Genomic DNA, 14657 nt, shown 5'->3' on the forward strand with positions numbered 1-14657 from the left:
ATGGAAAACGCTACCTCAAAAAAAATAAGTGTCGGTATTTTTATTATCGTTGGGACCATGCTTCTGATTACAGCACTTTATTCAGTAGGGAAAAGACAGCATCTCTTCAGCAAGAATATTCAGTTGTACGCTGTTTTTACTGATGTAAGCGGTTTACAGGTTGGAAACAATGTCCGCTATTCCGGTGTCGATGTGGGAACTGTTGGCAAAATACAGATGACAGCAGAAGGTAAAATAACGGTAGAAATGTCCGTGGATGAAAAAGCGGCTAAATTCATCAAAAAAAATGCGGTGGCAAGCATTGCTTCAGACGGGTTGGTAGGGAGTATGGTTGTCAACATTATACCAGGAGAAAACAAAACAGGAAAAATGGTCGTTTCAGGAGACTACATCCAGGTGAAGACGAAAATCACTATCGATGAAATTATGGAGACCTTTAGCAAAACCAACGAAAGTGCTGTTTTGATCACTGCTGATCTTGCTAAAATCACGCATAAGATTGTTGAGGGCAAAGGTTCTTTGGGCGCCATATTAAGTGATACTTTGCTTGAAAATGATCTACGTTATTCCGTATCCGGAATGAAGAGAACGGCAGAAGGTGCTTCTGATGCTGTGGCCAAAGTAAATGCCATTATTTCAAAAATAAACTACGACGAAAGTGCAGCAGCAGTTCTTCTAAGTGATCCGAAATCGCGCGCACAAATTCAAAATGTTTTTTCTAATTTGGAAAAATCCAGTAAAGACATCAACAAGATCTCTCAAAGTTTGGACGATTATGTCGATGAGATCAAGTCTGGAAAAGGTTCTTTAAATTATATAACAAAAGATGAAACATTGGTGAAAAATATCGATTCGACAATCATCAGTGTGAAAGGGGCTGCGGAAAAATTAAATGAAAACATGGAAGCGCTGAAGCATAATTTTCTATTCCGTGGTTATTTCAGAAAAGCAGAACGCAAGCAGGAAAAAGAACTCAAGAAAAAGGAAATAAAACCATAATCGCTAGTTTTTAATTTTTTGGTAATTTCTTTAAAACTAATTATCTACTTTACCGAACCGGGTTTTTAATCGACATGTCTTTGTCGGAAAATTCATTGCACTAAACTTACAGCAGATTTTCAAGACATGTGAATCAACATGGGAAAGACCTCCCCGAGATCCTAAACTGGAAATGGAAGGCAACAGACACTAAAAAATAAAATTTTAATTACAGATAAATTCAACAATAATGGAAACAGAAAGAAAAACAGGTATTTGCATGGATCATTCACATGCCCATTTGATAGAATATGGTGAACCTATGGTTACCAAAGTCGTGATCTCAAAATTCACTGATGCCGAAAGGGAGAGATCGCTGGTAAAAAGTGAAAAAATGATGCACAAAAAAAAGCAGCACGATGATTACGAATATTACAAAGAAATAGGCAAATACATCAGAAACTATGATGATGTGTTATTGTTTGGTCCTACGGAAGCTAAAACTGAACTTCTGAATGTTTTAGAAAAAGATCATCTTTTTTCAAAAATAAAATTTGAGATAAAACATACAGATAAGATGACGGAGGGCCAGGAGCACGCCTTTGTTCGCGATCATTTTAGTGTGGAGAACTTACACTAAAAATATTAATCACATGAATCACAGATATTAAAAAAGACGATTGCGCAACTTTTTGCCAACGGAAAGGATATTCTTGCAATGGATGAAAGCAGTATAACCTGTGACACGCGTTTTGAAGCATTTAATGATGGCAACTTTGGCAATATCCAATAAGCTATCTAATAATCTGGCCATCTCCTGATCTACAGATGATTTGCTAAGAGCCAAAGTGCCGTCCAGATCAAAAATAATGAGCTTTTTCATTTACTGATTTTTATCGAATGGATATCTTCAATGGAATTGATAGTTGTTGAGTCGCATAACATAGTCAGAATATTTTTCTTTTCGTCAGCATTTTTTTTAAACAGATATTCTCAATGGTCTTAAATGAAAATGAATTAAATAATTGGTTTTCTCATCATCTGCCTTTTATAGAAAACACAGGCTACGATTAACTAAAATTAAGCAGTCGGCATTTGCCCATTTTTTCACTGTACAAAGATTGTACTTTTTTCTGCACAGAAGTTGTATGTTTCTGTGGGAAAATAACAGATTTCACACCTTTATTTTTGACTGTAAAATGTGGATTTTTGGAAGTGCCATTTTAATATCTTATATCATGTCAGCTATTTTTCACGAACATTATGTATTATCCGTGTGGTGTTTTTTTTCAGCGATCATCGGTTTATCTATTTATTTGATAATAAGATATATTACAGGTTCCGAACAAAGAAAGATGAATGTTGGTGTATCTGGATAATAATAGTCTACCTTTGATAGCAACGATAAGATAATCATAAAGATCCCCGAATTTTCATTAAGGAAAAGCCTTTCTTACTATCCGTTTAATATCATAAATCATCATCATACGATGCAAATACTTAGAAATGCTTATGAAATTATACATCAAATATATGGTAAGCCTTCGCTGCAAAATGGTAGTTAAGGATGCTTTGGATAGTTTAAATATAAAATATCTGAGTATAGAGCTGGGTTTGGTAGAAACCCCTGAAAAAACAAGTGAAGAGCATAGGTTACAGCTTTCTGAGATTTTATCAAAATCCGGATTGCAGCTGCTTGATGACAAGAAAAGTATTTTAATCGAAAAAATAAAAAGTGTCATCATCGAAATGGTGCATTACGCAGATGAACTGCCAAAACAAAACTTCTCCGACTATCTCAGTGAAAAACTGGGTTATGACTATACCTATCTCGCCAATACATTTTCAGAGGTGAAAGGGATCACCATCCAGCATTACATTATTAATCACAAGATAGAAAAAGCTAAAGAATTACTGCTTTATGATGAGCTGAACCTTACAGAGATTGCTTATAAACTCAATTACAGCAGTGTTGCTCATTTGTCCAATCAGTTCAAAAAAGTAACAGGACTAAGTCCATCATACTACAAGCAGCTAGGTCAAAAAAGAAAGCAAAATCTTGAAGATATTTAGCGTCTTCTTGTTCTTTACTGTATCAATTTAATAGAAGAAATAAGATACTTACTTTTTAATATTCATCAGAACAACTATATTATGGATAATAACGAACTCGAAAAATCAACAGCCTATATCACGGTAGAAATCATCGAATATATTCCCAATTCAGTCGTCATCAAAACGATTTTGAAAAAATCTACGGGCAATATCAGCGTGATGTCCTTTGACAGCGGCGAAGGCATAACTGAAAAAATATCGCCATTTGACACCTTTGCCCAGATTATAGAAGGTAAAGCTGAGATCGCCATTGACGGAAAATCCTTTGTTTTAGACACTGGACAATCGATCATCATTCCTGCGCATAAACCGAATGTTGTCAAAGCCAATGAACGCTTTAAAATGATCTTGACCATTATAAAAAACGGTTATGAATGATCATAATAGAACACAGGTTTTGGAAGTAGAAATCTTTGATGGTACTTCTGAAACGCAAACACAGTTTGTGGAATTATATATTCTTTCAGATGAAAAACCACAGCTTAAAGCCGGAACAAAAGATATATTATTTGTCAGTGATCTGGAATATCCCCGCAATTCAGTGATAAGACAATTAAAAAATTTTCAGGAATGGAAATTAAGATTGACCGATAAAAATTCATTACATTTTGGTATTTCATTTTTTATATGAATAGAATGAAACTCCTGTGTAACAATAATTCTGCTAATTTAAAAGTAAATCTGTTACAATGGAAACAAGTTACCTCAGTCATCAGGAAATTCGGGAAGGAGAAGAAGTGAAGGGAGAAGATCTCCGGGAAGGAATTTTCGATCTCATCAACAGAAAATTTCCTGAGTTCGGTAAAAAAGATTTTATTTCTATCACTGAACTTAATCAGTACCGTAGATTATACCTGACCTCATTGATTGTCGAAGAAAGGGGAGAACTGGAGATCATAGATCTGGATGTCATGGATGCCATTAAAAACAATTCCATTCTTTCTGAGAATATCCAGAACGAAATCGAGGCAGATCTTACCACAGGAGAAAAGCTAGCAGACAAGGTGGCGTCTTTTGGCGGAAGCTGGTCATTTATTATTGTATTCTTCTCTTTTATCCTGATCTGGATCTTCATCAATATCTTATTTATATCAACGAAGCCCTTTGATCCATATCCATTCATTTTACTGAATTTAATTCTTTCCTGTCTGGCAGCGATCCAGGCCCCCATCATTATGATGAGCCAGAACCGTCAGGAGCAAAAAGACAGAATAAGAGGCGAACACGATTACAAGATCAATCTGAAAGCCGAGCTGGAGATCAAACTTCTGAGTGAGAAAATAGACCATCTACTGGTCAACCAAAATAAAAAACTACTGGAAATTCAGGAACTACAGACCGATTATCTGGAAGACCTGATGAATGTCCTCAAAAAGAAATAAGCGATTCAGTTTAATTAAATTCTAAAAAATAGAATTATCAAACCATACAAATTCTAAAAAAAGTGGAAAAAATTCTTGTTACAACGGATTTTTCGGATCATTCGAAATCCGGATTGCGGTTTGCTATTCAGTTAGCTGCCCAGAATGCCTGTCACCTTACCTTTCTCAATGTCCACCATCTGCAGACGCCTTCCGCCTGGGATGCTGTGAGGATGGATGAATATGAGGATGAACAAAAGGAATTGATTCATGCTAAACTCGTTCGTTTTGTAGAAAAAATATACGCTGCCATGCATATCAAGCCACAACATATCCAGTATGCTGTAGAGTTGTCTGTCTTGCCCGAATCGAGTATCTTAGAATATGCCGAGAAACATACCTATGACTACATTTGTATAAGCACCAGAGGTACGGGAATCTTCAAAAAAGTCTTGGGAACCATCACATCAAATTTGATTCATGACTCCAAAGTTCCTGTTATAGTGGTACCTCACGATTATAAACCAAGTAAAATTAGATCTTTTATCTATGCATCCGATCTTGATGATTATGAACATGAAATCATCAGGGTCGTGTCATTTGCCAGAGAACTTGGGGCTTCTGTTGAGTTGCTGAATTTCACCTCTATGTCTTTGAAGGAAGAAAACAGAAAAATTGTAGAAAAAAGGATAGAACAAATAGCAAACTATCCTGTGAGTATCTATATTAGCGATAAAAGGGAAGAGGATGACCTGATCAAAGCTATAGAATCTGCTGTTCAAAAAGTGGAACCTTCCGTATTGGTCATGTTTACACAACAAAACAGAAACTGGTTTGAGAATATATTCTATACCGGCAATTCAGAAGAGTATTCATTTCACACCAAAGTTCCTTTGTTGGTGTTTAGAAAACTATAGATAATTTTTCACCAAAAGGAAACTTGAAAAATGTCGAATGACAGTTTTTAAATTTAAATAAACGGGTTTGAAAAGATTAATGAACTGTTATGGATAGGAGAAATTTTATAAAGTATACCACTGCAACAATTGTTATTGCTGGTACCACTTATTATTTGACGAGTGATACATCCAATTTTGAAAGAGCCGATCTGGAAACAGATCTAAAAACTAAAATCCCGATGCAAAGTGATGAAAAGGAGATTTTGATGCTGGCATCACTCGCTCCCAGTGGTCACAACACACAACCTTGGTTTGTCAAATATCACGAACCTTTCCATTGGACTGTTTGTAATGACAGGACGAGATGGCTTGATGGCGTGGATCCGACACAACGCGAAACCATTCTATCGATCGGGGCTTTTCTTCAAAATTTAGAATATGCAGCCAATAATTTAGGGTACAGCTGTGCATTCGACATACTGGCGTCGAGTAATGAGGATGAAGAAATTGTAACCGTAAAATTATCCATATCATTACCTGTTCAAAAATTTGACATCAAAAAAATACAGGACAGAAGAACACTGAGATCGAATTATCTGAATGACATTATTAACAAGAAAGATCTGTACTATTTACTAGAAAATGAAACAGACTTTATAACATACTTCCCTAATACATCAAAGGCGCATTTGTATTTAAATGAGCAAACAATAGAAGCCAATAGAATACAATCCTATCGGGATGTTGCCCAAAAAGAATTGGCAGATTGGATTCGGTTTTCCAATGAAGATGCAGAAAAATACAGGGACGGGCTTACGCCTGCGAGTATGGAAATTGAAGGATTTTCAGGCTGGATTGTTCGTAATTTTTATGATAAGCAAAACGTAATGAAGCAGGAATTTAGGGAAAAGAGCATTGCTAAAGTTGTAGAACAGGTTTCGCAATCTGCAGGCTGGCTGGTGATCTCAAGTCCTGATCATTCGGTATTATCATTATTAGAGGCGGGCAGAAGACTACAGCGCGTCTGGTTGAAAGCCCGTGACAGAAAGATTGCCATTCATCCGATGACGCAGATCTTAGAAGAAGAAAAAACCAGGACAACGGTTAATAAAGCTATTGGGATAAAAGAGAGTATCCAATTCTTACTGAAGGTCGGCTATGTGGAAAATTATCCCGATCCGGTCACGCTCCGACGTCCCATTAACTGGTTTATCAGGAACTGATTTTATAATATGCAACAATAAGATAACGTTATGAAAAAGACAGTTCATTCCATATACATTTCACTTCTCCTGTTTCTGGGAATAAGTGCAATTTTTGGTGGTGGAGCATTGATCATTTGTGGTTATGATTTTGGATTCTTTTTATTGAAATCAGATTTAATCTGTCCAAAACAAATATTTGAACAGGTTAAAACAATGATTGTTATAATTTTCATGGTTAGTTATTTAAACCTTCAATTTAAGGAAATAATATCCGATTTCATCCTATTGATTTGGTATAATGATGTTTGACTAAGAATTTTAAATTATGGTGGCAATATACTTGATTGTACCAAAATTTAATTTTACTTATAAATTAATGCAATGAATGGGATTACAAAATGAGTAATGTTTTAATTTTTTGATGCCGTTTATGGCCACTTTTATTAAAGCGATCATTATTGTAGAAATAAAAATAGAGAGAGTGATTTTTGTCTTTGATAGTCTGTGTTTTAGTAAAAATTTGTAGTCAAAAGGAGTCTTTTTTTTGGAAAAACTAAAAAAAGACATATATTTGCACCAGTAAAAACAAACGCTCTTAATCTTGTTTTAAAAAGTGACCTGTTCAGTTACCTAAAAAAAAGAGAACGACATAAAGCCTATGGATAAGGAGTTTTTTTAATAAGAACAAGTCCCGTCCGAATCGCTGAAGTTTCATCAGTTTGTTTAAAAATTGATCCGGTAGTTCAGCTGGTTAGAATGCCGCCCTGTCACGGCGGAGGTCGCGGGTTCGAGTCCCGTCCGGATCGCTGAAAATGGTTAGACTTGTATTGTAATAATACAGGTCTTTTTTATTTCTAATCTTCAGTAAATTTAATTCCAAATCAGACAGGCCTTGAATGTTGAACAGAACTTACTTGTGGGTCTTCTTATTCTTATTGTTTCCACCTTACATGATAAATTTTCCTTAAATTTATCATCTATTGTTTTTTACAGAAATTTTATGGAAGTTGTATGTCATATTTAAACATTCAATAATGAAAAAAATAAAAATTATCCTGTTCTCATTAACTGCTGTTTTAGTCGCTGCTCAAAGCAATCCAAAGAGAGATATTTTTATAAAAAACCTGATGAGCAAAATGACCCTGGAAGAAAAAATAGGTCAGCTCAATCTCATTTCGCCGCCGGGAGACGTGAAAACTGGCGCAGCAGTAAGCGCTGATGCAGAGCAATATATTAAAGAAGGAAAGCTGGGTGCTGTTCTAAATATGACAACATTGAGCCGGATAAAGAAAACACAGGAAATTGCAGTAAACGAATCTCGGCTTAAAATTCCACTTATTTTCGGGCTGGATGTGATTCATGGCTACAAAACGGGATTTCCTATTCCTTTGGCATTATCAGCATCATGGAAACCGGCACTGGTTCAGAAAGCGGCCTTTATTGCAGCAAAGGAAGCTTCTGCGGATGGAATTAACTGGACGTATTCTCCAATGGCAGACATCAGCCGGGATCCGCGGTGGGGAAGAGCAGCTGAAGGTGCGGGCGAGGATCCGTTTCTTGCTTCCAGAATCACGGAAGCTTTTGTTAAGGGGTATCAGGGAGATGACTTGTCGAAGAACTATACCATCCTGGCCTGCCTTAAACATTTTGCATTATACGGAGCTGCTGAAGCGGGAAGGGATTATAATTCTGTGGACATGAGCAAAAACCGTATGTACAATGAATATTTTCCTCCTTATAAAGCGGCAATAGACGCCGGGGCTGCTACAGTAATGACTTCATTCAATGATATCAATGGGGTGCCTGCTACGGCCAACAAATGGCTGCTTACAGATGTACTACGAAAGGAGTGGGGATTTAAAGGATTTGTAGTGACTGATTTTACTGCAATTAAAGAACTTAAGGCACATGGGCTGGGAGATGAGCAAAAAGTTGCAGCCAGAGCTTTAAAAGCCGGAACCGATATGGATATGGTAGGGGAAGATTACCTTAAAACATTAAAAAAATCAGTTCAGGAAAATATAGTCTCTGAGGAAGAAGTAAACAAGGCCTGCCAAAGAGTTTTGGAAATGAAATATAATTTAGGATTATTTGATGATCCATACCGTTATTTGGATGAGAAAAGATTAAAAACAGATATTCTTACTCCCGAAAACAGAAAAACAGCCAGAGAAATTGCTTCCCAGACTTTTGTGCTGATGAAAAATAATAATCAGGCTTTACCTTTAAAGAAAACGGATAAGATTGCTTTCATCGGGCCATTGCTTGATGATAAAGCAAATATGCCGGGAACATGGTCTGTTGTGGTAGATTATAAGGAATCAGTTACCTTAAAAAATGCACTGGAGGAGCTTTCAGAGAAAAAGAACTTTTCGTATGCAAGAGGATGCAATATTACCGAAAATCGTAATCTCGAAAAGAATTCATTTATAGAATTTACGAAAGAGCAGCCCAGAATATCAGCAGAAATTCTTTTAAAGGAAGCTCTGGAAAAGGCAAAAACTGCGGATAAGATCGTTCTTGTATTAGGCGAGGCTTCGGAAATGACAGGTGAATCTTCCAGCAAAACAGACATCCGTTTTCCTGAAAATCAATTGTTACTGCTTAAGGAGATGAAAAGATTAAATAAACCTGTAGTCGTTGTATTGTTTACGGGAAGGCCTTTAGATCTGTCGCAGATGATTGATATTCCGGATTCCGTTATCAACGTTTGGTTTCCGGGGATTGAAGCAGGACATGCTATTGCGGATGTGCTGTTTGGAAGTGTAAATCCTTCGGGAAAACTTCCGATGACTTTCCCACGTTCCGCAGGACAGATTCCGATTTATTATAATCATAAAAATACAGGTCGACCGTTGGAATTCAATGACGGTCGGTTTGAGAAATATAAATCTAATTATCTTGATGAAAGTAATGATCCCTTATTTCCTTTTGGGTTCGGATTGAGCTATACACATTTTAAATATGGAAATCTACAGCTTTCCAACAATCAATTAAAAGGAAATGAAACTTTAAAAGTAAGCATTGATATTACCAATTCAGGACATTATGATGGCGAAGAGGTGGTACAGCTTTATATTCGTGATAAAGTGGCCAGTATTACCCGACCGGTAAAAGAGCTTAAAGGATTTGAAAAGATTTTTATTAAGACAGGAGAAACAAAAAATATAGTTTTTAATATTACGCCTGAACTCTTGAAATTTTATAATGAAGACCTTGTTTTTGATTGGGAAGAAGGTGAATTTGAAATAATGATAGGTGCAGATTCCCACAATTTAAAATCCAAAACAGTAATGTGGAGTAAATAGTTTTTTAATTTTTAACAAATACATAAAATATCTAAGTAATCACCGTATTGTAAGTATCCCCGGTTTTTTACGGTATTTTATGTATTGATTTTTATTATTCGGATTTAGGTCTGATATTTGTACTGAGTAGCAAAACTATTCCGGTAATTTTATTTATGAAAAACATATCTGTAAAAAAATCATTTCTCTACACATTATTTATCGCTTTAACACTGGTTTCCTGTAAAAAGGACATTGAGAAAATAAGTGACAAAATCGATGATACAGTTTCATCTGTTACGGAAAATTCTGAAGAAAAAGATTCTTCAACAATAGAAAAAGATTCTGTAGTTCAAAAGGAATCACTGCCGCCTGCCGTTCAGGAATACGGCTTCTACAATGCCTATATTTTTCCTAAAGATAAAAAAGTCAGAGACTCTCTGTTTGCTTCATTCAACAAAAAATTTACGGAGAAAGAACGCTATGTAATTCTGGCTCTAAATAGGCTTGATTCCAAAAACAAATGGAACGCAGACACCTTGGTGGTTCCTGCCAAAATTGATACTACATTAATGGAATATTCACCATTTCCCATGCAGATTGATGTGCTGAGTCCTGTAAAAAAATTCGTTGTATTCTCATATCCTATCCAGGCATATGGAGTTTATTCAAACGGAACTTTGGTTAAATGGGGCCCGACAAGCATGGGTAAAAAATCTGCCAAGACAAAAACCGGACTTACTTTTGCAAACTGGAAAAAACAGCTTGCCATTTCTACGGTAAGCAGTGAATGGAAATTACCTTATAATTTCAATATTTTCAATCTTGATGGGATCGGATGGCATCAGTATGACCTTCCGGGCTATCCTGCCTCGCATTCTTGCTTACGATTGCTCATGAATGATGCAAAATGGCTTTACGGCTACGCTGATACATGGGTTCTGAATCCGGGAGGTGCGACTACGAAAGCAAAAGGAACACCCGTGCTGGTGTATGGAGATTATCCGTGGGGAAAACGTAAGCCCTGGAGAAAATTACTTAATGACCCGAATTCCAACAATGTTTCTGTTGAACAGATGACCCAAATGATTGAACCGAATATTCAGAAAATCCTGAAAGAACAGGATAATAGAGAAAGGGTAGTGGATTCCATCAAAGCGGCAAAAGCCGTTGTGGAACAAATGCCACAGACTACAAAAACGGTTGAACCTTAAGTGAATTCTGATTAAAATTTTATACAAATATTTTCAGCATCACAAGATGATGCTTTGAAGTACTATAAAAGGTGCGCAGGTTTTATAGTAAACCTGCGCACCTTTTGATCAAAACCTAAGCACCTTTCACCTAAAACCTGCGCAGCTTTTTTACGGATGCTGGGAGCATTATTTCTATAAGGTTTTCTTATTGCTTCAGATTTCAGTTTTAACTATTAATTTATCTTTTCAAATTGTAAAGTAGATTCTTCGGCAAATCTTCTGAGCTTCAGCATTTCATCTTTGGCTTTATGTTGCCCGAATCTTGCTGCGGCATAGGTAATCGCTATACAAAAAAGCATGGCAAAGGAAGCGTTGAGCGCCCACGGAAAATCATGGCTCTTAATCTGTTTTTCAACATAATACATAGAGAAAAATACCATCCAGAGGATAGAAAAGGAGAAATAAAGAAACATAAAAAATGTCCATACCGCAGAGCTGGGCCCGAAAATACCTCGTATTGCGATCTGGTCATCTTCGATCTCTATCCGCAGAGAAAGTCTTGGTTTCCAGTAGCCTTCATATTCGGTTTCTACACAAATGGTAGCAACCTCTTTATTAATGTTTCCGGAAAACTCATCTTTATGCTCTGCAAGATATTTCTTGAGATTTTCTGCATACTCCTCTTTGGTAAGATGCGTGAACATCTTAAACCTTGGTCTTGTTCTTATTTTGTCGAGTGTTGTTTCTTCTGTATTCATATTATTCTTGATAAGGGATGGGGTCTTCCAAAGTAAACCGTAGAGACATCTGCCTGTTTTTTCTTTCAATAAGCATTTCTATGGTTCTTCCTTCTTCAGATTTCATAAGTTCCATTATTTTCTGTAAAGTCATATCAGCGGTTTTCTTGCCATTAATGCTGATCAGCCGGTCATCTTTCTGCAATCCGGCTTTTGCTCCGGGAGAATCTTTACGTACACCGGCAATTGAAAATATAGGCTTTAAAATAAAATTGTACTGCAGGTTATTATTTAATACCTCAACTCCTCCGGATAAATTGCCCTGGTTTTTAGCCGGAAGATTCACCATGTCTTTGGTCCATTCCATCCCGTCCTGTTTGAAATCCAGTCCGCTCATATTGAAATGAAAAGGATCGTCATAATTCCTGTTTTTTCTTATATATATTTTTTCGTGAGGATAATCAAAAACCACCGTAAAACGTCGCATAATGTCTCCGCCTAAAGATCCTTTTCTGTTTTCAACAAGATTGACATGCTGGATAGAATACTCGTCAGGCATTGCTGTGAGTGGCTTTTCAAATCTGAAATTACCTAAATAAAAGTTATGAATTCTGCTTCTCTTGCCATAAATGTCGCCATTAAAACCTCTTCCGAGAAAATCATCAATATTCGGACGGTTATAAACGAAGTCTTTAATAAGTTTAGGAAAGAGCCATATCGGGTCGCTGTTTCCGAGATCAATAAGTAGTTTTGAACTTTTTCGTTCGTTCGTCATTTCCACGTCAGCAATAATGTAAGGCTTACTTTTTTCAATGCTTATATCAAGTTCGCTGAAATTCTTAACCTTTTTTCTGAATAAATTTTCGTCGTTATAAATGATGATCTTTTTTGAAGTATAGTCGATCAGGACAGGGTGGTTCTTGAAAAAATGATAGCCAATAATGCCGTTAACAGGAATTCCGACGTGGGAAGAGATATTAAAATCCTGATCGGTAATAATAAATATCGTCATGGAATCATTCACATAATTCTTGCCTATCTTTCCAATATTATCGTCAGATCGGAAGCCATCAATACTTTTTTCGCCACCTAGCCCGGAAAATTTTATTTTTTCAACATTGGTAAGTTTTACTTCTTTGTTTTCGAGACTGAAAATGGATGTTTCCGCGACACCCGTATCCAGTAAAAAGGTGAGATCGGCACCGTTAATATTTACCGGAATAAATATTAAATTATTGATGAGTTTAAAGGGAATCACCGTTTTTTTTCCTTCCTGAACTTTAAAGGAATTTTGGGCATTCGTGAAAATACCAAAGAAAAATATCCAGAGAAAGTAGTTCAGTTTCATGTATTGAATTTACTCATTTTATCTTTATAAAATGAAAAAAGCATTCTCTGTTTCAAGAATGCTTGTCTATTTTTTAATGAATAAATAAAATATCTGAACTTTTATAAATCTTATTTTGAAAAGAATTCCATCAGATCCATATAATTTTTCTGGTTCACGCCGTGTCCGCTCATGTATTCTCTGAAACTAAAATAACAGCTGAGGTCATACAGCAGATCAGCTGCTTTTCTTCCCCATTCAATGGGAATCACCGCATCATCGGTACCGTGAGAAATGAAGAAGCGCAGTTTTTCAAGTTTTTTCTTGTCTTTTACAATGCCAGTTAATAATTTTTCTTCAGGATAACTGCTCAGACACGCCACCAAATTAAACATTTCAGGATATTTAAGAGCTAGGGCATAACATAGAATTCCACCCTGGCTGAAGCCGCAAAGATGGGTTTTCCCTTCTGTAATTCCATAATGATTGATGATTTTAAGAATGCTTTCCAAAACACTGTTTAGTGATTCTGTAGCCTGTTCGGTGTCCACAAAACGGTCAGGATTGTTAAAATCGATATCATACCAGGAATATCCTTCAAACTGTGTTGCTCTTGGTGCCCGGAAACTTACGATAATCCAGTCTTCAGGAAGCGTTTCCCTAAAGCTGAAAAGATCCTGCTCATTACTTCCGTATCCGTGAAGCATAAAAAGAACGGAGGTTTGTGGAGTGATATTTTCAGGTTCTCTTACGATGTAATCTAAATTCATGAAGCAAAGATAATTAATAAAGATTTATACTATAAAAATAACGCCATCTGAAATGTTGTGACAATCTGTCTTCCTCTTTCGATTAATATCGAAATATAATAAAATGCAGTTTTGAATATTTATTAATTTGACAGTATTTGCAAATCTTCGTTGGAAATTTTTCATAAAAGGTATTTTTATATTGATAAAAAACCTATATTTGGAACATTAAAAATCTATTTGGAAAAATGAAGCAATTCTACAAATCAAAAAGTTTACTTAGGCTTTCCTTTTTATTCGCCGTATTATTATCGGTAATTTCTGTAGTAAATTCGTGTAAGGACGATGATGATGACGACGAATTCACGGATCACATTGTTCAGCTTGAAGCAAGAATAAATGTGAAAGGCCCGACTCCTGCGCCGACTACACCTCCTACAGTTAATTTTAAAGCTGTTGTTACTCAGATAGGAACCAGTCCCCAAACGACTTTCAATCCAACAGGATTAGTTTGGACTTCAGGAGACCAGTTTGTCAATTCAAGTCAGTCTCAATTAAATATTGCTGCCAATGCGGTTCTTCCTTATGCAGATTCAGAATTGATCGTTAATATTTACGTTGACGGAGAACTGGTAAAAACAAATAAAGTAGTAGGATCCGGCGAGCAAAATACGGCCACTTTCTACAGTTTCTTAGGTTTATAAGAATAATTAATTAAATATATAATAAAAAAGACCGCTTTAGCGGTCTTTTTTTATTGAAATAAGAGCTAAAAGATCGGCGCGGAATTGAAAATTCCGCGC

The 14657-nt window shown here is 36.1% G+C and carries 16 protein-coding genes and 1 tRNA gene; 13 read left to right on the top strand and 4 right to left on the bottom strand.

The genetic code is table 11. The features are described from left to right. Together ACWNCI_RS00680 and ACWNCI_RS00685 are read left to right on the top strand one after the other, a co-directional pair. Complete coding sequence (locus ACWNCI_RS00680) at positions 1–999, top strand: MlaD family protein (protein ID WP_449386760.1); 999 nt, start codon at positions 1–3, stop codon at positions 997–999. Between the two features lie 229 nt (positions 1000–1228). After that, positions 1229–1618: a hypothetical protein gene (locus ACWNCI_RS00685; RefSeq protein ID WP_449386761.1), complete on the top strand. Its 390-nt coding sequence runs from the start codon at positions 1229–1231 to the stop codon at positions 1616–1618. A 27-nt stretch (positions 1619–1645) separates the two neighbouring features. Here ACWNCI_RS00685 and ACWNCI_RS00690 read toward each other — a convergent pair whose 3' ends face one another. Then, positions 1646–1861 carry a hypothetical protein gene (locus ACWNCI_RS00690; protein WP_449386762.1) on the bottom strand — a complete coding sequence of 72 codons (216 nt, stop codon included), beginning with the start codon at positions 1859–1861 and terminating at the stop codon, positions 1646–1648. A 629-nt stretch (positions 1862–2490) separates the two neighbouring features. On the opposite strand from ACWNCI_RS00690, the gene ACWNCI_RS00695 reads away from it, so the two are divergent. The 10 genes from ACWNCI_RS00695 (at position 2491) to ACWNCI_RS00740 (ending at position 11059) form a co-directional block, all read left to right on the top strand. Beyond that, positions 2491–3051 (top strand): helix-turn-helix domain-containing protein, encoded by a 561-nt coding sequence (locus ACWNCI_RS00695; protein ID WP_449386763.1) that lies wholly within the window; start codon positions 2491–2493, stop codon positions 3049–3051. 81 nt (positions 3052–3132) lie between these two features. Next, on the top strand, positions 3133–3471 hold the full coding sequence (locus ACWNCI_RS00700) for a cupin domain-containing protein (protein WP_449386764.1): 339 nt from the start codon (positions 3133–3135) through the stop codon (positions 3469–3471). Next, positions 3464–3724, top strand: a complete 261-nt coding sequence (locus ACWNCI_RS00705) for a hypothetical protein (protein WP_449386765.1) — start codon at positions 3464–3466, stop codon at positions 3722–3724. The genes ACWNCI_RS00700 and ACWNCI_RS00705 overlap by 8 nt, the downstream gene beginning before the upstream one ends. A 58-nt stretch (positions 3725–3782) precedes the next feature. Next, positions 3783–4475 (top strand): DUF1003 domain-containing protein, encoded by a 693-nt coding sequence (locus ACWNCI_RS00710; protein WP_449386766.1) that lies wholly within the window; start codon positions 3783–3785, stop codon positions 4473–4475. A 62-nt stretch (positions 4476–4537) separates the two neighbouring features. Further along, complete coding sequence (locus ACWNCI_RS00715) at positions 4538–5371, top strand: universal stress protein (protein ID WP_449386767.1); 834 nt, start codon at positions 4538–4540, stop codon at positions 5369–5371. A gap of 89 nt (positions 5372–5460) precedes the next feature. Then, a complete protein-coding gene (locus ACWNCI_RS00720; protein WP_449386768.1) occupies positions 5461–6576 on the top strand; it encodes an Acg family FMN-binding oxidoreductase in 1116 nt (371 codons plus the stop codon). A gap of 30 nt (positions 6577–6606) precedes the next feature. Next, positions 6607–6867 (top strand): hypothetical protein, encoded by a 261-nt coding sequence (locus ACWNCI_RS00725; protein ID WP_449386769.1) that lies wholly within the window; start codon positions 6607–6609, stop codon positions 6865–6867. A 423-nt stretch (positions 6868–7290) separates the two neighbouring features. Next, positions 7291–7364 (top strand) — tRNA-Asp (locus ACWNCI_RS00730). 228 nt (positions 7365–7592) lie between these two features. Next, a complete protein-coding gene (bglX, locus tag ACWNCI_RS00735) occupies positions 7593–9866 on the top strand; it encodes a beta-glucosidase BglX (protein WP_449386770.1) in 2274 nt (757 codons plus the stop codon). Between the two features lie 155 nt (positions 9867–10021). Next, a complete protein-coding gene (locus ACWNCI_RS00740) occupies positions 10022–11059 on the top strand; it encodes a L,D-transpeptidase (RefSeq protein WP_449386771.1) in 1038 nt (345 codons plus the stop codon). A 215-nt stretch (positions 11060–11274) separates the two neighbouring features. Here ACWNCI_RS00740 and ACWNCI_RS00745 read toward each other — a convergent pair whose 3' ends face one another. The 3 genes from ACWNCI_RS00745 to ACWNCI_RS00755 form a co-directional block, all read right to left on the bottom strand. Continuing rightward, positions 11275–11799, bottom strand: coding sequence for a hypothetical protein (locus ACWNCI_RS00745; RefSeq protein ID WP_346986106.1), 525 nt, complete (start codon positions 11797–11799; stop codon positions 11275–11277). Between the two features lies 1 nt (position 11800). Then, positions 11801–13126 carry a PDZ domain-containing protein gene (locus tag ACWNCI_RS00750; RefSeq protein ID WP_449386772.1) on the bottom strand — a complete coding sequence of 442 codons (1326 nt, stop codon included), beginning with the start codon at positions 13124–13126 and terminating at the stop codon, positions 11801–11803. A gap of 110 nt (positions 13127–13236) precedes the next feature. Further along, positions 13237–13875 (bottom strand): alpha/beta hydrolase, encoded by a 639-nt coding sequence (locus ACWNCI_RS00755; protein ID WP_449386773.1) that lies wholly within the window; start codon positions 13873–13875, stop codon positions 13237–13239. A 227-nt stretch (positions 13876–14102) separates the two neighbouring features. On the opposite strand from ACWNCI_RS00755, the gene ACWNCI_RS00760 reads away from it, so the two are divergent. Further along, positions 14103–14558, top strand: coding sequence for a hypothetical protein (locus ACWNCI_RS00760; RefSeq protein ID WP_346986102.1), 456 nt, complete (start codon positions 14103–14105; stop codon positions 14556–14558). Positions 14559–14657 lie beyond the last annotated feature (99 nt).

It is taken from the genome of Chryseobacterium lineare, from assembly GCF_977014045.1.